At 35.2% G+C, this 20,187-nt stretch carries 16 protein-coding genes; 10 read left to right on the top strand and 6 right to left on the bottom strand.

Annotated features, from left to right (window positions below):
• Window positions 1-196: 196 nt before the first annotated feature.
• The 3 genes from BAZ10_RS19385 to BAZ10_RS14710 form a co-directional block, all read right to left on the bottom strand.
• Window positions 197-331, bottom strand: coding sequence for a hypothetical protein (locus tag BAZ10_RS19385; protein ID WP_262488188.1), 135 nt, complete (start codon window positions 329-331; stop codon window positions 197-199).
• Between the two features lie 393 nt (window positions 332-724).
• The gene (locus BAZ10_RS14715) at window positions 725-1,447 is read right to left on the bottom strand and encodes a LytR/AlgR family response regulator transcription factor (RefSeq protein ID WP_078772674.1); all 723 of its coding nucleotides are present in this window, start codon (window positions 1,445-1,447) and stop codon (window positions 725-727) included.
• Entirely contained in the window at window positions 1,444-2,508 is a 1,065-nt protein-coding gene (locus BAZ10_RS14710) for a sensor histidine kinase (protein WP_245803827.1), read from the bottom strand. Before BAZ10_RS14710 ends, BAZ10_RS14715 begins: the two co-directional genes overlap by 4 nt.
• Window positions 2,509-2,855: 347 nt before the next feature.
• Between BAZ10_RS14710 and BAZ10_RS14705 the strand changes: the two genes are divergently transcribed.
• From BAZ10_RS14705 to BAZ10_RS14695, 3 genes are all read left to right on the top strand, one after another.
• Window positions 2,856-3,293: a hypothetical protein gene (locus tag BAZ10_RS14705; RefSeq protein ID WP_078772673.1), complete on the top strand. Its 438-nt coding sequence runs from the start codon at window positions 2,856-2,858 to the stop codon at window positions 3,291-3,293.
• 171 nt (window positions 3,294-3,464) lie between these two features.
• Complete coding sequence (mtgA, locus tag BAZ10_RS14700; RefSeq protein WP_078772672.1) at window positions 3,465-4,115, top strand: monofunctional biosynthetic peptidoglycan transglycosylase; 651 nt, start codon at window positions 3,465-3,467, stop codon at window positions 4,113-4,115.
• A gap of 19 nt (window positions 4,116-4,134) precedes the next feature.
• A complete protein-coding gene (locus tag BAZ10_RS14695) occupies window positions 4,135-6,171 on the top strand; it encodes a recombinase (protein ID WP_078772671.1) in 2,037 nt (678 codons plus the stop codon).
• On the opposite strand, the gene BAZ10_RS14690 is transcribed toward BAZ10_RS14695, so the two are convergent.
• The 3 genes from BAZ10_RS14690 to BAZ10_RS14680 all read right to left on the bottom strand — a co-directional run bounded on the left by BAZ10_RS14690 (window position 6,149) and on the right by BAZ10_RS14680 (window position 8,511).
• Entirely contained in the window at window positions 6,149-6,442 is a 294-nt protein-coding gene (locus BAZ10_RS14690; protein ID WP_009090517.1) for a hypothetical protein, read from the bottom strand. The genes BAZ10_RS14695 and BAZ10_RS14690 overlap by 23 nt on opposite strands.
• A 373-nt stretch (window positions 6,443-6,815) precedes the next feature.
• Window positions 6,816-7,895 carry a DNA replication/repair protein RecF gene (recF, locus tag BAZ10_RS14685; RefSeq protein ID WP_078772670.1) on the bottom strand — a complete coding sequence of 360 codons (1,080 nt, stop codon included), beginning with the start codon at window positions 7,893-7,895 and terminating at the stop codon, window positions 6,816-6,818.
• A 31-nt stretch (window positions 7,896-7,926) separates the two neighbouring features.
• Window positions 7,927-8,511, bottom strand: coding sequence for a UbiA prenyltransferase family protein (locus tag BAZ10_RS14680; RefSeq protein ID WP_245803826.1), 585 nt, complete (start codon window positions 8,509-8,511; stop codon window positions 7,927-7,929).
• Window positions 8,512-8,698: 187 nt separating this feature from the next.
• Between BAZ10_RS14680 and BAZ10_RS14675 the strand changes: the two genes are divergently transcribed.
• The 7 genes from BAZ10_RS14675 (at window position 8,699) to BAZ10_RS14645 (ending at window position 20,156) form a co-directional block, all read left to right on the top strand.
• Window positions 8,699-14,533, top strand: a complete 5,835-nt coding sequence (locus BAZ10_RS14675; protein ID WP_078772668.1) for an alpha-2-macroglobulin family protein — start codon at window positions 8,699-8,701, stop codon at window positions 14,531-14,533.
• 131 nt (window positions 14,534-14,664) lie between these two features.
• Window positions 14,665-16,086, top strand: coding sequence for a TolC family protein (locus BAZ10_RS14670; RefSeq protein ID WP_245803825.1), 1,422 nt, complete (start codon window positions 14,665-14,667; stop codon window positions 16,084-16,086).
• A 10-nt stretch (window positions 16,087-16,096) separates the two neighbouring features.
• The gene (locus tag BAZ10_RS14665; RefSeq protein ID WP_078772666.1) at window positions 16,097-17,053 is read left to right on the top strand and encodes an HlyD family secretion protein; all 957 of its coding nucleotides are present in this window, start codon (window positions 16,097-16,099) and stop codon (window positions 17,051-17,053) included.
• An 8-nt stretch (window positions 17,054-17,061) separates the two neighbouring features.
• A complete protein-coding gene (locus tag BAZ10_RS14660; RefSeq protein ID WP_078772665.1) occupies window positions 17,062-18,267 on the top strand; it encodes an ABC transporter permease in 1,206 nt (401 codons plus the stop codon).
• A gap of 123 nt (window positions 18,268-18,390) precedes the next feature.
• Window positions 18,391-18,825, top strand: coding sequence for an SRPBCC family protein (locus tag BAZ10_RS14655; protein WP_078772664.1), 435 nt, complete (start codon window positions 18,391-18,393; stop codon window positions 18,823-18,825).
• Window positions 18,809-19,186 (top strand): VOC family protein, encoded by a 378-nt coding sequence (locus tag BAZ10_RS14650; protein WP_009090541.1) that lies wholly within the window; start codon window positions 18,809-18,811, stop codon window positions 19,184-19,186. Before BAZ10_RS14655 ends, BAZ10_RS14650 begins: the two co-directional genes overlap by 17 nt.
• 52 nt (window positions 19,187-19,238) lie before the next feature.
• On the top strand, window positions 19,239-20,156 hold the full coding sequence (locus tag BAZ10_RS14645) for a Dyp-type peroxidase (RefSeq protein WP_021347854.1): 918 nt from the start codon (window positions 19,239-19,241) through the stop codon (window positions 20,154-20,156).
• Window positions 20,157-20,187: the final 31 nt, after the last annotated feature.

Raw genomic sequence — 20,187 nt, 5'->3', positions numbered from 1 at the left:
TAATCTTAGTTTAAATCTTGAAAAACTTCATAACTTATCTGAACTCTAATCATTGCTGTAGAAATGAGATAATAAATATTCAGCCTCCTTCTGTGAGGGAGGTTGTATTATAAGCGTTGAAGATTGAATTGGGAAAGGAGTTTTTAGTATGAGAAAGAGCTCAGACTCCTGTTTTTATTACTTCTTCAATAGTGCTTTACATGGAATACATATAGCACATGCATTGAAAAGTGAAATATTTCATTGTATAATAGTTTTTTGTACAAAGAACTTCCAGAGCAGATACTGTCGGGAAGCTTCCCGGGGCAGAGTCAGATATACTTGTGTTCATAAAAACGAATTTGATTTTTTTACTGCTTCAAAAGTATCTAATTAATCAAAATTCATTGATAATAGAAGATATGATATATATCATATAAAGTCTATCTAATTAGTAGATATTTATTTTTGATGATTCTTCTATTTGAATAAAAAAGTAATAACATTATAAATTATAAAAATTATTAGAATCTATTTTATATAATTTTTAAGAAAAATGGATTTTTTGTTGTAATTGCTTAATTACTTAAAGCTTTGAAAAAAATGAAAAAAACTGAAATAAGTAGGGATTTACATTATTTTTGAAGAGCTTTTTCAAAGATTTTGATTCGTTTTTTTTTTTTTAATCACCAATGATAATATCACTTTTTTTATTGCCGAAATTCCTCGGATCAGACAATTATTATCAGTTTCCGGCAATAAGTCCGCCAGAATATTTGTCAAAAAAATCATTCCGGTATACTTCTCCAATAGGAATTTCATATTCCCAAATATAAATAGTATGAGTATCGAAAGATTCAATATGCTGCATGTTTACCACATAGGATTTACTCACCCGCAGAAAAAGGGGGGACGAAATCTTTTGATGAATGGTTTTGAGATTCATCGCCGTGATAAGCTTTTGATTCTGGGTATAAATAACAACATAATCTTTCAGCCCTTCAATAAACATAATATCATCAAGCTGAATTTTATAATATCTTTTATCTGCCTTTATCATCAGAGAGGCATCATTACTACCCTCAACTGTATTTTTTACTGTAGTCTGCGAAAAAAGTTCTTTGTAAGAAATAGCTTTGTCAATCGCCTTTTTTAGTCTTTGCTTTTCTACGGGCTTCAACAGATAATCTATAGCATCCAGTTCATAGCTTTTCAGCGCATACTGAGGGTAGGCGGTTGTAAAGATAATCAGGCTATCCTCCGGAATCATTTCTGCAAATTCCAATCCTGTTACTTTAGGCATTTGTATATCCAGAAATATAAGATCAGTCTTATTCTCTTTGAGAAAGCTTAGAGCTGTGAGAGCATTAGAAAACTCTCCCAATATTTCAACAGGAGATACTTCATTAATCAAAGATCTCATCTCTTCTCTTGCCAATGGCTCATCATCTATTATTATACAGTTCATAAAGATAGGGGAATTGTTAAATTTACAATATATTCTGTTTCTGTTGAAATAATGTCCAGACTGTACTCAGTTTGATACAGTAATTCCAGTCTTCTTTTAATATTCTTGAGTCCTAAGCCTCCATAACGGTTTTCTTCCAGAGACAAATCCGGGCTTACAGAGTTTCGACAAGTGAAAATTAATCTGGAATTTTCTACAGTAAAATCAATTATAATATAAGTATCATTATCCGCAAGATCTACACTGTGTTTAACAGCATTTTCCACAAAAGTGGTAAATAGATTTGGGGGAATAAAAATATTGCTGAAAGACCGAATATCCTGATTGATAACAGCAGTAAAGTTTTCCCGTCTTAACTCTTCAAGATTTAGGAAATTAGAAAGTGCATTGATTTCGTCTGTAAGCGGAGTCGTTTTATCATTGTTTTCATAAAGCTGATAACGCAGAAAGCTCGAAAGCTTCATAAGAACCTCTGTAGCTTGTTCGGGATTTTTTCTAATCAGTGCTTTTACATTATTCAGCATATTGAAAAGAAAGTGCGGATTAATTTGGTTTTTTAGTACATCCAGCTCCATCGACAGTGAAAGGTTTTTCAATTCCGAAATTCGTTCTTTATCCTTTATCCACCTTTGAAATAGCTTTAAAGTTGTGGTTGTCAGTATAATTGGTGTAGAAATAATGATGCCGCTATACAGACTTTTATCTTCCCGAAATTTAAGCGAAGTGCTGTTATATATAATAAAACTTATAAAAGATAAGCTGACAGCAACCAGAATAATAAGCAAAAGCAGATACAGCAGATACTTGGATCTGAAGAAGAAATAAGGCACCAGAATATACATATTGACATAAAACATGGCGATAAAAACAGACCAGCCTATCAAAACCATATAGAATTTATAAATCTGTGAAGAATCTGATGTTAGTTTGGGGTTGTTACTATAGAATAAAAGGAAAAGTCCGATGTTAAAAATAACATGGCGAATAACCCTGTAGCGGTCCTCCACAAGAAATTTAATAAAACCATTGACCTGAATATCCTGAGAATCTTCCATATTCATATTATAGATATATTATTCTATAGATTTAAAAATCTGTTTAAAAGTATTTTATTGCTGATCTTTTTCGACAGGCTCAGAATGACACTGCTCATCCTAAAGATATTTTATTTAAGAGATGTCAGGTTGAGCCTGTCGAAACCTTATATTCTTTTGAAATAAATCTAAACGAGCTTTTAATTTGCAAAACTAAAATATTCAGAAGTATTATTTAAAAAATTATACAAACCTGTAATCCTATTATACTAAATTCTAAATGGCAGTTTTGTATAAAAAAAACCGGATTTTATATAAAAATAAGAATTGATGTACACTATTTATCTTTTTTTTGCATATTATAATTTAATCGTATGGCCCTAAAGGAATTCACTGATTTGTCTAACCAGATCCTGAGCGATAGCGCTTTAACAGAACAACAAAAAGAAGAAAAAATAATACAGCTTGCAGACCTTACCCGTTTTATAGAATGTTATAACTCTTCTATAAAGGCTTCCAAATACCAGTTAAAGGGAAAAATAAATATAATTGTTGATGAAGGCAGGGATAAAGGAATTCTCTTTTGCGATATCAATAGTCTGCACAATACGGTTTCATATACACAGTTAGTTGCAGAAGCTAAAAGAAATCATGGCGGAGTTAAAGAACTGTGGCTGGTATTTGTACGGGAAAGAGAAACAGAAGATACAAGCCCAGCTCTAGAATTTATACAGCAGGAAAATATCGGATACATCTTTGACAAGCTTTTTTTATTTGATTTTTTTAAAAAGCAAGTTCTTTCTCTGAACTAAAAAATAATAAAACATCATGAAATATAACCTGTTATTGCTCATCGCCAATAGCAGGTTTGTTTATTTATGCCTATGCCTGCTTCCTGAACTTTTGCACACTGGCTTTTTAAAACAATAATCAATGTTTTCTCAAAAAATTAAAAAGCTTATTTTTGCGACATATTTCGACTTATGTGGAAGTTTATTAAAAGAGTTATTTTTATTATTATAGTCTTCAATATACTGGCAGTAATCTGGGGACGTTTTTTTAATCCGCCTATTACATTTATCCAGCTGGGAGGACTTGCGGAATACGGGAAATTAGACCGCAATTATATTTCGTTTGACGAAATGGGAGATAATGTAAAGCTTGCCGTAATAGCCAGTGAAGATCAGAACTACTTTAAACACAATGGTTTTGACTTCAAAGCTATCGAGAGAGCAATGAAACACAATGAAAAGAAAAATAAGAGAACAGTTCAGGGCGGTAGTACAATTTCTCAGCAGACAGCCAAAAATATATTCCTGTGGAATGGGAGAAGCTGGGTGCGTAAAGGTCTGGAGGTTGTTTATACTTTTATTATAGAACACCTTTGGAATAAAGATATTATTCTGGAGCGTTATCTGAACTCCATTGAAATGGGACGCGGAGTGTTCGGTGTAGAAGCAGCTTCTAAATACTACTTTAATAAATCTGCAAAAGATTTAACCAAAAGCGAAGCTGCCTGGATTGCAGCTGTATTACCAAATCCAAAAAAATATGATCCTAAAAATCCGTCGCCGTATTTACAGAAAAAGCACAGCTGGATTATGAAACAAATGGGTTATATGAAGTTAAATTGATATCTTAGCAGTATAGATTATGGGAAGGCTCCTCAGAAGAAATAAAGATAATTTTAACAATATTCTAAAAAAATATTTCGTTTTTAAAAACGAAACAAAATCCTTAGAACCTCTTAAAGACATATTTAACAGCATTGTTCATGAAGATTTTGAGGTTTTTTTGGCCTACCTAAAGAACAATCCCGAGATATGTGATAATTTCGGATATTATATCCGGAATCTTTTTGATGGGAAACCCTTCAACCTATCTCTTACTGAAGCAGATATCCTCTCGGAAAATGCATTTTACCCGGAACTAAAGAAAAGAATCCTAAACAAAATTCTGCCATCTGTAGATAACGAAAATTCTGTTTCTTATTTGGTGGACACCGTTTCTGTACATACCAAAAAAGATCTGGCTTATCTGAAAAATATTTCAGACGCCGAGATGGACGAACTTTTCCGTCTGCTTAGAATTGATGATTTTATCCGTAATCCAAAAGTAAAAAACGAGTTGATGTTCTCTATGAATATCTTGGCATGGCGTGTTATCGGTAATGCATTGGATGTAGATGTTGTAAGGATGGCACCGGAGTATAAGAACTTCGACAATCCGTTTCTGGCATTACAGAATGAACTGGATTTACTTTTAGAGGAGTTTAAAAAAGATCCTGCAACCGAATTAAATTCAAAATCGGAGATTTATAAACAGATGAAAGTCTATCTGCAGCAATGTCAGGAGTTCGTGAATCTGGCCTTTAAAAATGCTTCTAAATACGGAATTTCCAATAAGATTAATCAGTCTTTGCTGAAGATCCGCCAGCAGTTGGAGAGAGTAAGTATTATTCTTAATCTACTGGTAATAGATAGTCCGGATGATTACCTGAAAAAATCAAGACAGTTATTTTTCAGTATTCTGGACTTCAAATCTCATAAAAATAATATTTCTGATCTTGTATCTGATAGTACAAGACTTATTTCTCACCTTATTACAACCCATACCTCGGAAGTAGGTACCCATTATATTACTACAGGAAGAAAGGACTATTTTAAGATGCTACTGAAGTCTTCCGGTGGTGGTGTTATTGTGGGGGCATTGTGTGTACTGAAAATGTTGTACAGCTATAGTCACAGTAGTGATTTTGTACACGCATTTATGTACTCTTTTAACTATGCAATGGGATTTGTAATGATCTATCTGATGAATTTTACCCTTGCAACAAAGCAACCGGCTATGACTGCAGCAACAATGGCAAGAGTACTTTCAGAAGGACGTAATACCAAGAAGAATTATATAGATTTTGCACACCTTGTTTCTAAATTATTCCGTTCGCAGTTTATTGCTTTCGTCGGGAATGTATTGCTATCATTCCCTGTAGCATTAATTATTATTTATGGATTGGAGATTATTTTCAAACAAAACCTTGCGATAGACAAATCTTCCAAATTGTTACAGGATTTGGATCCTATACATTCTAAAGCAATTTTCCATGCATGTATAGCAGGATTCTTCCTTTTTATTTCGGGTATTATAGCCGGAAATGTGAGCAATACAGGGGTCTTTTATCAGATACCGAAGCGTATTGCCAAAAATCCGTTTATTAACTATTTCTTCGGAGAAAAATTTGCAAGAAATTTATCTGTCTATTATTCCCGTAACTGGGGCGGGATTGTATCCAATTTCTGGTTCGGTATTTTTCTGGGTGCAACAGCTCCGATAGGACTTTTCTTAGGTCTGGATCTGGATATTCGACATATTACATTTGCGGCCGGAAACTTTGCATTAGGTCTTTATGGTAAAGATTTTAATGTAACCACTTATGCTTTCTGGATTTCCTTTATAACAGTCTTCTTAATAGGATTTTTCAACTTCCTGGTAAGTTTTGGATTATCTATGGTATTGGCATTCCGTTCGAGAAAAGTAAATATGGGAGAGGTAAGACTGATTATTGCAGAGATCTTCCGTTATTTCTTCAGAAACCCCTTGAGATTCTTCCTGCCAATCCGTTCCAGACTGGATGAGCGAGCAATGGATCTCATGAAGAGTACGAATACTACAAAAACTGAAGGTCATTAATCTTTTCTTCACCAATTACACTACGGAATTTTTGCAGAAAAAAAGTTTTACGCATTCTGAAATCATTTTTCAGAAGAGGTGAGTTAATTTTTATATCCAGCATGCCATTTTTCAGAGACACACTGGTGATTTCCTGATAAAGAGATTCGTCCAGATAATCTTCAAGAAAATCCCGGATAGCAATAGCCTCCATTTTTTCTTCCAGTCCGTAAATCTTTATAAAAGATTGAACCAATTCAGAAGACATATATTCGCGTTTCTTTTTTTTCATTTTTAAATCTATTGATTTTATTCAAATTGTATAATTTCTAATTATAATAAATTTGTTAACTACAGAGGAATATAGTTTTAATGTGGTTTAGAGATATTTCCGATGCACTATAAAAATATATAAGTTAAATTTTATTGTTAATACTCTTCGATAGTTCGTCAAGCTCACTATAGACTTAACTCAGAGTGACATTGCTCGTCCGATATATCTTCCTTTTAGGAGTGTCAGGCTGAGCCTGTCGAAGTCTAATATTTTTTTAATCAAAATTTAAACAGGGTCTATGTTTAAAAATTTATTTTTCTATGTAAGACTATTATAAATATTTGTATTCTATGTATCTATAGTGGTTCTTAGTTTTTATCATTGCCCAAAACTATAACTCAAAAATCCGGCTTTCCTCATTAATACGTTGTACAATAGATTGTGTACGGTCTTTATGGGTATCTGTAATAAAAATTTGCCCGAAATTCTCTTTATTTACAAGTGCTATAAGCTGACTCACTCTGTTGTCATCCAGTTTGTCAAAAATATCATCCAGTAAAAGAATAGGCGATTTCCCGGTGATATCTTTTATCATCTGCATTTGCGCAAGTTTTAGGCTGATAAGAAAAGTTTTCTGTTGTCCCTGTGATCCTGTTTTCTTTAACGGAAACTGGCGCATAAGGAAGATAAGGTCATCTTTATGAGTACCTCGGGAGGTATAAGTCAATATTCTGTCCTTTTCCAGGTTCTGAACCAGAATTGCTTCGAAATCCTGTTCAGAAAGATCGGATTGGTAATTGATTTCTATGTCTTCTTTTCCATCAGAAATCAACTGATAAAACTTCTGTACGATAGGAGAGAACTTCTCGTTGAAAGCCTTTCTTTTTTCGTGTATTATATTCCCGGATTTTATCAGATGATGCTGATAAATTTCCAGAGAATCGGCATCGAAAAAACGATTCTTTTGGAAAGCTTTTAGTAAAGCATTCCTTTGCTGGATCGTTTTTTGGTACTGGATAATATGAAAAAGATATTCAGTATCGGTCTGAGAGATCATACCATCCAGAAATCTTCTGCGCGCTTCTCCCGAATCTGATATTAAATTGTTGTCATAAGGAGAAATGATAACCGAAGGCAGAAAGCCTATATGATCGGCAAGCCTTTCGTATGACTTATCATTTTTCTTAATAATTTTCTTAGAATTGAGAGGTTGCTGAACTTTTATAATATTTTCTTTTTCATCATCAGCTACCACTGCTTCGATGTTGAAGAACTCTTCGCCTTGCAAAATATTGTTCTGATCTGTATTGCCCAGAAAACTTTTTCCAACCGAAAGGTAATATAGTGCGTCTAATATATTAGTCTTGCCTACGCCATTGTTCCCAACAAAGCAATTGATTTGTGGTGAAAAGTCAAATTGGCGAAAAGCATGATTTTTAAAATTGTTTAAGCGAATAGATTGTATCAGCATACTTGGAAAAACTTGGGTAAAGATACGACAATCAGAATAATTTCAGAAGGAGATGAAACAAAAACGGAAGACCACTAATCGTTTCTACTCCGAAAGAATAATAAGCATCAGACCTTGAAGGCTGAGCAAAATAAATAAGTATAAAACCAATAACTACAGACAGAAAATAGCATAAAGCGAAATCGGGTTGTAGAAAAAAAACAGCAATGAGTGATGAAGAAAAAAACAGCAAATAAGCCAGATATTTAGTATTCTGAATACCGATAATCTGTGGAAATGTAGTAACGGTATCAGATTGCATATCCCGAATATCAAAAGGTAAAATAAGACCTGATACCAAGAGAAAGGTGATGAAAAAAACATCCCATTGTATCACAGGCATTATAAGCCACGAGTTGATCAGCGCCCATACAAGAGCCACATGGAAGATTTTTATAAAAGGAATTTTTCTGATGAATGTATTGAGGAACTGACTATTATACAAAAAACCTAAAATGATGATAAGTAACCATTTAATCAATGATTCGGGATGATGTCTGTGGATGATTACAGTGACACAGAAGATAAAAGTTACTGTATTAAAGAGCAATACATAACGAAAAAGTCTTTTCGTCATCTGGTATTTTGTATACAAATACCCATTTAGAAAAGTAAGAAATATAAGGAGGATAAGCGCAGAACGGAATGGAATTCGCTCTGTCATAAAGAACAGCGTGAGCAAAGTTCCCATTAAAGAAACATAAATCTGACTGTCTACTATATATTTTTTAAGTAAATTTAACACACATCAAAAATAAATATTTATGCAACGCATTGCCAAAATTTTTAGCCTGCTGTTGGTCATTTTATCGGGTATCTCATTACATGCCCAGAATTACTATGATCAGCAATGGAAAAAGATTAACGATAATTATGCAAAAGGAATGGTAAAATCCAATTTGCCAATAGTATTGGATATTCAGAAACAAGCTATGAAAGATAACAACACCATTGAGTTAATCAATGCCCTGAAGGCAGAGTTTGTAATTGTCAACCAAGCGCGCGACGATGAGAAAAATAATTCTGCAAGCCAGTTTTTTGACAAAATAAAAAAGCAGGAAAAGAATCTGAAAGGAGACGAGCTATTAGTATATCGTGCTTTACAGATAAAGTTTGTAGACGATTATTTAAAACGAAATCAATGGAAGATTCAGGACAGGACTAATATAGATAATCAGGACTTTGGTCAGATTGAAACATGGTCTAAGCTGGATTTTAAAAAATATTTCACACAGAATTTCAATGATCTTGGAAAGGTTAAAAATGAAATTCATAAAATTTCCATGACCAAATATCAGAAGTTATTTGCCAATACACAGGATATTGCTTACTTCCCGTCTGTTCAGGACTGGGTCGCTTTGCAACATGTAGACTTTTTAAAGGATAATGTATTATTTACGCCAAATGAATTAAAATCAAATAATGCTAAAATTCTGGAAATTTACAATGATCAGATTGCATCTAATTCAGGAAACCCTAAATTGTTTTATGAATACCTTAAATCCCAGTATGAGGTAAGCTTTAGTCAATTATCAGAAGCGGAAGCCCGCAAAAAATATGAAGCAATTGTAAATTCTTCCACAGATGGAGATTACAAAGTCTATATTCTGAATGATATAGCTGGAGGTCTGGCTTCTTCAAGCCCTAAAGAGGCAATGTCTATTTTGAAGAAAGCAAAGGAAATATATCCTAAGAGTGATTTTCAGAATAATATAAAAAATACAGAGAATAGTATTACAGCTCCGGTAATAACGGTAAGCTATGAATCTTTTACATTACCTCAGCAACCCATTCACTTGTCTGTTAACTATAAAAATGCAGATGCTTTTGCCATGAATATTTATCAGGTAACTGATATGAATTCATTTATCAGCCATATTAAAGACAGCTATAAGAACCCTTTGTTAAAGGTTGCAAAGCAACTCGTGAAAAAAGAAAACTATCAGCTGAAAAATACAGAAGATTATAAAAACCATGTCTCTTCTGTAGAACTGTCTGCATTGAAGAATGGTCTTTACATTGCCGAATATATTGTGGAGGGAAAATCTCAGGGAAGCTACTGGTTCTCTGTAACAGATTCCCGTATTATTTATAATAAAATTTCGAATAACAGTGCGAACAATGTATTGAGACTTATTAGCAGAAATAATGGTGAATCTAAGAAGAATATAGGTCTTATTTTTTATGACTACAGCGAATACAATAAGCCTGTAGCCAAATTTTTAACTAAAACAGACCCACAGGGAATTTTTGTATTTCCGGAAAATAAAACCCGAAATTACAAACGTTATTTGGTTGAAGATTCGGAGAAAAATATCAGCTTTATAGAAGCTTATGGTGGCGATTATTATGATCAGCCAAGAGTTGATGCAACTGAAAAAACAGCTCAGATATTTTTGGACAGAGCTATTTACAGACCTGGACAAACAGTTTATTTCAAAGTGATTAATACCCAATACAGCAATAAAAAGGAAACTGTTGTAGTAGGGATGAAGCAAAAGATAAAATTGGTAGATGCTAATGGTGAAGATGTTTCGGAGCAGATATTTACAACAAATGAATTTGGTAGCTATAGTGGCAACTTTATTTTACCAAAAGGAAAACTAAATGGCCAGTTTATGCTGGAAACAGATGAAGGTTCTGTAAATTTCAGAGTAGAAGAATACAAACGTCCGAATTTCGAAATTACCTTTGAAGATATTAAAGGTGAATATAAATTTGGCCAAACCATTCATATGAAAGGCAAAGCTGTTTCATTCTCGGGAGTTCCGTTAAGCAACGCCACGCTGAATTATGAAATTAAGAAACAGGATATTCGTTACCGTTATTTCTATTGGTTCACACCAACATCTAACGAAAATTCAATTCTGGGAACTATTAAAACCAATGAAAAAGGTGAATTTGATATTCCTGTTGATCTTAAAAAAGATGATAAGCTAAAAGGAATTCAGGTAAATGAATATGTGGTAAATGCATCGGTAACTGATATCAATGGTGAAACACAGGAAAACTCTTCAACATTCCGTGTAGCTTCTGTAAGCCACTTTATAGAAGCTGAAGAAGTAAAGCCGGCTTTTGCGAATGAAGATATAAAAGTAAAAGTAGCGACTAAGAATTATAATAACCAGAAACTAGGGAAAAGCTATCAGGCAAAACTAAGTCTTCTGGAATCTCCGGATCGTATTTTCAGAAATAATTTTGAAGATTTTGTACAAGATATTCCTGTATTTTCTAAAGAGAATTTCATTCAGAAATTCCCACACGATTACTTTGATAAATCCGAGTTAGCGAAGAATAGAAAAGAGAAACAAACAGTACTGCAAAAAACAACCACTGATGAAGAATTTAGTCTTGGGAAATTAGCTGCTGGAACTTACAAACTGGAATTCTACAACATCGAAGGACAGGATACTATAAAAACTGAAAAAGTCTTCGAGGTATGGGACAGAAAATCTTTAGGAAATGGACAGAGACCTTTCTTCAGATTAATGAATAATCAGAAAGATTATGCAAGAGGAGAAAAAGCTAAAGTATATCTGTATTCCTCAATCCCTGACGCTAAAGTATATGTGTATGTACAAAACGGAAACGGAGAAACTAAAACCGAAGAGAAATACATTAAAAATGGTGTGTTGGAATATGAGATAGTAATTCCTACAGATCCGGCTGTGAAGCAACTGAACCTTCAGTTTACTTTAGCCGCTTATAATGATATTCAGACACTTTCTACAAACTTGCCGGTTCGTAATGAAACAGAACCTATGAAGATAGAACTTACCACTTTCCGTGATAAGATTCAGCCGGGAAGCAAAGAAAAGTGGACGGTGAAGATTACTGGAAAGAACAAAGAAAAAGCAGTTGCCGAATTATTGGCTAATATGTACGATATGTCACTGGATCAGTTCGCTGCTAATACTTATACATTCAGAAATTTCAATTTCGAAAGATTTATACAGCAAAATTATGGAGTGGGTAAAGAAAGTCTAAACTCTGTACGCTTTAATAAACGTGAAAAATATTTGAATGCTAAAACCGTATTTGAGCCTTATTTTAACTGGTTCGATCAGTATGGAGCGCTAAGTGGACTTGCAACTAATGTCAGAATTAGAGGAGGATCCACATTACGGAAAGCTAATGTAGCTTATGAAGCTACTGCGGATATGGCATTACCAGCACCTGTAGCTGCTGCTAAAAAAGATAGTGTAAACACTAGAGATGTAGAAGCAGTTGTAGTTACTGGATATGGTAAAGCGAAGAAAAAAGAAGATCTGGACAAAGTTCCTGTTCGCAGTAATTTGAATGAAACTGGATTCTTCTATCCAAACTTAAAAACAGATAAAGATGGAAATGTAAGTTTTGAATTTACATCTCCGGAAGCGCTAACTAAGTGGAAGCTGATGTTCCTGGCACATGATAAAAATGCTAATGCTGCAACACTGGAGCAGACTATTGTTACACAGAAAGATTTCTCGGTTACTCCAAATTATCCAAGATTCTTACGTGAAGGTGATGAAATTAATATGCAGGTGAAGCTGAATAATCTTGTAGAAAAAGCGTTGAGTGGTAGCGTACAGCTGCAAATTCTGAATGCTGATACCAACGAAGATATTTCTTCAAAATTCGGACTGAATAATCTGATTCAGAATTTTGATATCAATGCAACTTCAAGCAAATCTGTTAACTGGACTTTCAAAGTGCCAAACGATGTTTCCGGAATTATTATAAAAACGGTTGCAAAAGCAGGGCAGTACAGTGATGGTGAACAAAAAGCAGTTCCGGTATTGCCAAACAGAATGTTGGTAACGGATGCCTTACCAATTTTTGTAAAAGAAGGGCAAACTAAGACTTTTGTACTGGATCAGTTGAAATCGAATAACTCGACAACAATTGCCAATGTTTCTAATACATTAGAGCTGACAACCAATCCAATTTGGGAAGTGCTGTTTGCATTACCAAGTCTGAAGAATGATATTAATAATTCAGCAGATGTAGTATTCAATAAATGGTTTGCAGATGTTCTGGCTTCTGAAATATTTAAGGCTAATCCGAGAATGAAGAAAATCTTTGAAGAATATCAGGAGAAAGGCTTATTGGAAAGTAATCTGGAGAAAAATCAGGAACTGAAGCAGCTTTTATTAGAAGAAACACCTTGGGTATTCGAGGCTAAAGATGAGAAACAGCAAATGCAAATGTTAGCACGTCTGTTTGATGCCAATAATATGCGTAACTCTATTTTAGACGATTGGAGCACACTAAAACAATTGCAAAATGGTGATGGTGGGTTCTCATGGTATGCAGGTTCTCCAAGCAGCTTCTCTACATCGCTTTATATTCTTAAAAATTTAGGAAAAGTAAACGAATGGCTGAAAGATAAAGGCGGCGTGAACGATTATCAGAATACACCGCAAAATGAAATGGTAAGTGCATTAACGGCTTATTTGGACCGTGAGATCAACCGTTACTGGAAACCAAAAGATATGAATCCGTGGAGCAATCTGGTATTGGATTATCTGGATACACGTCATTACTGGGAAGCTCAATACCCATTAAAAAATACAGGCGCAACACTGAAATCTCAGGTTATTGCTAAAGCAAAAACAGCTAAGATTACAGATTTTACATTCTACGGATTATCAAGAGCTGCATTATTATTCAATAACTATGGATTGAAAGATGTTTCTGATAAACTGATGACCTATCTGAAAGAAACGTCTACAGATACTCAAACTCAGGGTGTATACTGGAAGCAGAATCTGGATGCATGGGGCTGGTATGCTTCGAAAGCAATTAACCATGCTTTGGCAATGCAGGCATTCAATAAGCTGAAACCTAATGATGCAATTATAGAAGATATGAAAATCTGGCTGATAACTCAGAAAGAAGTCAACCATTGGGAAACTAGCCGTGCTACTGCAGAAGTTATCTATACAATAATGAACAGCGGTAAGTCATGGACAACTCCGGAAGCGGACAAAGCAACTGTAGTCTGGGGTGGTAAAGAGTTGACAAAAACTGATGTTCAGGCAACAGGTTATATCAAGTCTGCTGTAAAATCTCCTGAACTGGATAAAAAACTGGCTGAAGTAACCGTAACCAAACCAGGTCCTGGTATTGTTCAGGGAGGATTGTTCTGGCAGTATTATGAAGATTTGGATAAAGTGAAATCTTCTGAAACCTATATTTCTGTGACCAAAGAGCTTTACAAAAAAGTGAAAACAGAAAACGGAGAAGAACTTAAAAAGATTACAGCTGATACACCACTTCGTGTAGGAGATAAAGTAACGGTAAGAATGATTCTGAATACAGATCGTCCGATGGAATATATCCATATCAAAGATATGAGAGCTGCAGGATTTGAGCCAGCAGATGTATTGTCCGGATACCAGTGGAAGAACAATTTAGGTTATTATCAGTCGACTAAAGATGCATCAACCAACTTCTATATAGAACAGATGCCAAAAGGTAAATATGTTTTCGAATATGATGTGGTAGCTAATATTGCAGGTAAGTTCTCTAACGGAATTACAACAATGCAGAATTACTACGCTCCTCAGATGAATGCACATACACAAGGAACAAATGTTACCGTAGCGCCATAGAAATGAAGTTATACACTTCCTGTAAGCATTGATTTTATGGGAATTGAGGGTTAAACTAACTTTAATGGAAAAAAGAGGATTAAAATTTCTCTTTTTTCCATTTTTTTTGTATTATTTTTGTGAAAAATAGAATGATGAGGAACAGATTATCACTGTATGGGATAAGCTTGTTTTTACTCCCTGTTTTGGGATGGGGACAATCGGCTCCCGACTTCAAAGAATTGCTGGAAAGTGCTATTGTACGCGATGCGGATTTAATGATGCAGAAGACCAAGAATAAGGTCACAGAACTCGATCAGCACAAACTTAAAGACATATTTCTTCCTACACTGGAGGTGAGTGGGCAGGCAGGTTATCTTAATGCGACAACTCGTCTGAGTTCTCCGGAAATAAATCTGGAGCCTTTTCTTACTATTCCCAGCGGGGCATATAGCAACAATCTTAATATTTCCGGGTTTTCCGGAATAGCAAAAGCAGATGCCAAAATGTTATTGTATTCCGGCGGAAAGGTAAAATATCTGAATAAAGCACTGGAAGAAAAGAAAAAGTCAGAAGATATCCTATTGGAGAAAACCCGTGATGAGGTTATCACAACCGTTTCCCGTGCTTACGACCAATTGGCGCTAATTCACCAGTCCAAAATTGTTCTGGATGAAAGCAAGAGAAGACTGGATGCCAACAGAAAAACAGCAGATAAAGCTTTAGGTTATGGCCTTATTACACCATACGATCATAAGAAAATTGAACTGGCTCAGGCAACCCTGGATGCAAAGGTTGTAGAATATGAAGGGAAGAAAGAACTTCTGCTTACTCAGTTGGAAGTATTGACAGGAGTAGAAAAAGAAAGATTACGTTTGATAAACCCTGTATTGGTTCCGGTGGAAAGTCTTCCGTTGCAGAAAAGCATCGAAGAAAGAGCTGAAATTCGTGCACTCGATCATGGAATTAATGCTGCAGATTATAAAATACAGGCAGAAAGAACATGGTGGATTCCAAAAGTTCAGTTAATGGCTTCTTTATACTATATTGGTCTTTATAACAACAGAATTAAAACCTCGGAAAATATTATTCCGGCAATTCCGGAGCTGAATTATCCGGGAAGAAAACTGGATTGGAGACCTAATAATCTCGCCATCTTTCCATTGCTTACTGCGGGAGTAGGATTCAAATGGGAGATATTTGATGGTAAGGAAGGTAAACATGCCGAAGAACTGGCAAAAGTAAATAAAGAAATGCTGCAGACTCAGAAATATGACGCTACGAGAAAGCTGACACTGAATCTGGCCAATAATCAGTCTAATTATGATATTGCCTATGCGCAAATTGCTCTGAAAAAGAAGCAAAAAGAACTGGCACAGAATGCATTGGTTCAGGCTGAAAAAGAGTTCCGCTACGGAATGGCAAAATCTATGCAGTTAATAGAAGCTGAAAACGATCTGGAAGCCGCTGAGTTGGATTATCAGAATGCAATATTTAATCAGAGAAGAGCAGCTATCGAACTGATGAAATCTACTCAGGAACTAGATGTAACAAAGCTTTATCAAGGTTTATAAAAAGAACATTATGAAAAAAAATATCTACATACCTCTTTTCAGTTTATTTATTCTGGGCAGCTGCGGAAGCGACAAAGGAGATAAATCCCAATTTGAAGGGAAAACCAAAAAGGATGTTATTTCTTTTGCACCTAAAGTTACCGGAAGAATCGTAAAAATATTTGTGAGTGAAGGGCAGATGGTAAAAAAAGGAGATACGCTGGCATTACTTGATATTCCCGAGGTTACTGCTAAAATAGCTCAGGCAAAAGGAGCTGTAAGTGCAGCTCAGGCACAAGAGCAAATGGCAAAGAACGGAGCCACTGCGGATCAGATGAAGCAGCTTCAGGCTAAGTATAAAGGGCTGAAAGAACAATATGATTTCGCTCAGAAATCTTTCAGAAGAGCATCCAATATGTACAGAGACAGTCTGATGTCTCCACAGGCTTATGATGAGGTTTATGCAAAATTGCAAGGTGCCAAGGCCCAATTCGATGCTGTAAACGCAGAACTCGACGATGTAAAGAGAGGAACGCGCTATGAAAAAATAGAAATGGCAGCCGGACAGGCTTCTCAGGCTCAGGGAGCTTTACAGGAAGCCAATGTAGCATATTCCGAACGTTATGTTATTGCAACAAACGATATGGAGATAGAAACCATCAGTCTTAATCCGGGAGAATTGGCAACAGCAGGTTTTGCATTGTTCAATGGTTATATACCTTCGAGTACTTACTTCCGTTTTACAATTCCGGAAAGTAAGATTGCTAAATATAAGAAAGGTGAAGAGGTGAAAATGCAGGTAGTCTACAACAAAGAAGAGCTGGAAGGAACAATTGTTTACATCAAACAGCTTACCCGTTATGCTGATATTACAACCGCTTATCCCGACTATCAGCTTCAGGATGCTATCTATGAAATCAAAGTGAAACCAAAAGATATGAAGAAAGCCCAGAATATCCTGGTTAATGCAAATATTATTCTGAAATAATAAGGTCTATGAAAGAATTTCTGCGTCTTTTAAAGCGAGAATTTAAGCTTTTTGTAGCCAATGATACCCTGAGGTCAGTATTCTTTCTGGCTCCGATTCTGTATGCTGTTTTACTAGGCTTTGTTTACCAAAGCGGAAAAGTAGAGAATATTCCGGTATTGGTTGTAGACAGGGATAACACCCCTTTGTCTAATCAGCTGACTGATATGCTGGATGATAACAGCAGTATAAAAGTTATTAAATATATACAGGAACCACAAAGCATAAAGGATGAAGTTATAAAAAATGAAGCGGCTGCAGTGGTAATGATTCCGGCAAAATTTGAGGCAGACATGCTGCAGAAAAAATATCCGGAGCTGAATGTTTATGTGAATACAGGAAATGTTTTAACAGCTAATTTTGCTTCTAAAGCACTACAGCTTACGATTGGGACTTTCTCTGCGGGAGCTTCAATAAAAGGACTTCAGAAAATGGGAATGCCGGCTATAAAAGCTGCTACCCAATACGAGCCTTTTAAGACTAATTATATTACCCTGTTTAATACAACCAGTAATTACCTTATCTTTATGTGGCCTGCGATGCTTGCAGTAGTACTGCAGCAGGTAATCCTTTTGGCAATGGCAGTAAGTTTTGCTGCGGAATTCCAAAGAGGATCGTTTATTAAAGAATATTATGGAATGCGCAGATGGGCCTTTCCTACAATGCTGATAAAAGTAATCCCGATATGGTTTTTCTCGATTCTTATTGTAGGAATCTATTACCTCATGCATATGATCTTTAAGGTTCCGATGCCGGAAGGTATTTTTAACTTTATATTGCTCACTGCAGTTTTTGTTGGATCTGCATCATTTCTGGGCGTGTTTATCAGTATTCTGATTCCGGATGCACTGAAGGCTACACAGATCTTAATGGTATTGGCGTCGCCGTCCTTTATTATCAGTGGTTTTACATGGCCACTTAGTGCAATGCCCGCAGCAGTACAATTTTTAGCCAATATTATTCCGCTGACACCATTTTTACAGGCATTCAAAATACTTCTGATTCAGAAAGGTTCTGTTGAACTTACCTTCCCGTATTTACAACACCTGATTATTCTTCTCATTATATATGGGGTTTTAGGCTGGATCGCTTTGAAAATAAAGTTATGGAAGATGTTCCGCTATCTCAAACCTGAAGAAGAAAAGTCTGAGGACGAATTAATCGATTTAAAATAAATAATATTAAAAGGTGAGCTTGCTCACCTTTTAATATGAAATACCTCATGAAAATTCATAAACTTTCATAAATAGGCTAAGAATAACTGAAATATTGTTTAGCTTTATTGGAAAATATGGGCCATGTCAGTTATCGTTACCGAAACATATAACGTACCTGTAGAACAAGTATGGAGAGCTATTACCGATAAAGATGAAATGAAAATATGGTATTTTGATATTCCCAACTTTGTTCTTAAAGAAGGTGCCGTATTTGATTTTTTTGAACCTGGGAATGAGAAAAAATACCTTCATCGCTGTCAGGTGCTTGGTTATGAACCTAACAGATTTTTAAAGCATACCTGGACACACCCAGATCATAGCAGAGGTTCATCAAAATTGTTATGGGAACTGGAAAAAACAGATAACGGAACAAAGCTTACTTTAACACATACCGGCTTAGATAGTTTTTCCGATGCCGGAGCCGACTTTGCAAAGGAAAATTATAAGGCAGGCTGGAATGAAATTCTGGGAAAATCACTTAAAAATTTTTTAGAAAATAATGGAGATAAAGTTTAATACACTTACCCCTAATTTATGGACAACGGAATTAGATGAAACGATTGAATTCTATACAACAAATTTAGGTTTTCAATGCCTGAAAAAAGATGAAGAATGGCAATGGGCACTGCTGAAAAAAGATGATGTTGAGATCATGTTTTCTAAGCCTAATGAGCAGATTCCTTTCAAAAGCTCAATGTTTTCGGGATCATTCTATTTTAACATTCAGGATGTAAATAGTCTTTGGGAACAGCTGAAAGATAAAACAGAGATATGTTATAATATTGAAGATTTTCCATGGCAAATGCGGGAATTTGCTATTTATGATAACAATGGTTATATCCTGCAATTTGGTCAGGATGTAGAAACTTTGAAATAATTATTACTGGAGTAAATTTATATTGATTTAATCGTTTATTTAGACAAATAATATGGCTGTACAATCACAAAAAGTAACAGATAATCCTAATGCCAATACCTATTTTATGGTATGGAATTTTAAAGACACAGATAATATTAAAGAAGCTTTTCAGAGAGTATGTGCATTGGTTTCTAATCTCAATAACTCGGCGGCAGTACGTTTTCCAAATGTAAGGGTTAGCTGCGTTATGGGAATTGGTTATAATGCATGGAAAAAGCTGGAGCTTCAGGAGCCACTGCCTAAAGAGCTTGATATCTTTAAAGAAGTAAAAGGAGAGAAGCATACAGCTGTTTCTACTCCGGGTGATTTGCATTTCCATATCAGGGCAGATCAGTTCAGTATTTGTTTTGATATGGCTACGGCAATTTCCGATGTATTATCTCCTGTAGCTAGTTGTATAGAGGAAATACATGGTTTCAGATATTGGGATGGGAGAGCAATATTGGGATTTGTAGACGGAACAGAAAATCCGCAGGGATCCGACCGCGATTTCTTTGCAAAGGTAGGAACAGAAGATGAAGCTTATGAAGGAGGAAGTTATCTGTTTGTACAAAAATATATCCATGATATGAAAGCATGGAATTCATTGCCTGTACCGGAGCAGGAAAAAGTGATTGGCCGCTACAAAGCAAGTGATATAGAAATGACAGATGATGTAAAGCCTGCAAATTCGCATAGTGCTCTTGCTAATGTAGGAGATGATTTTAAAGTAGTAAGAGATAATATGCCTTTCCGGACAAGTTCCGAAACCGGAACTTATTTTATCGCTTATGCCAGTACATTCAGTACAGTACAAAAAATGCTGGAAAGTATGTTTGTTGGTGATCCTGCAGGCAATTATGACAGAATATTAGACTTTAGTACCGCAAAAACCGGAAGTTTGTTTTTTGTGCCAACAATGGATATGCTTGGTGATTTTTCGGGATAAAATTTTGTACTTTTGACTCAATTATAAAAGG

The sequence above is a fragment of the Elizabethkingia occulta genome (assembly GCF_002023715.1).
In the GTDB taxonomy this organism is placed as follows: Bacteria; Bacteroidota; Bacteroidia; order Flavobacteriales; family Weeksellaceae; genus Elizabethkingia; species Elizabethkingia occulta.
The sequence above is the reverse complement of the archived record's forward strand: the minus strand, read 5'-3'. Positions and strand labels throughout refer to the sequence as shown.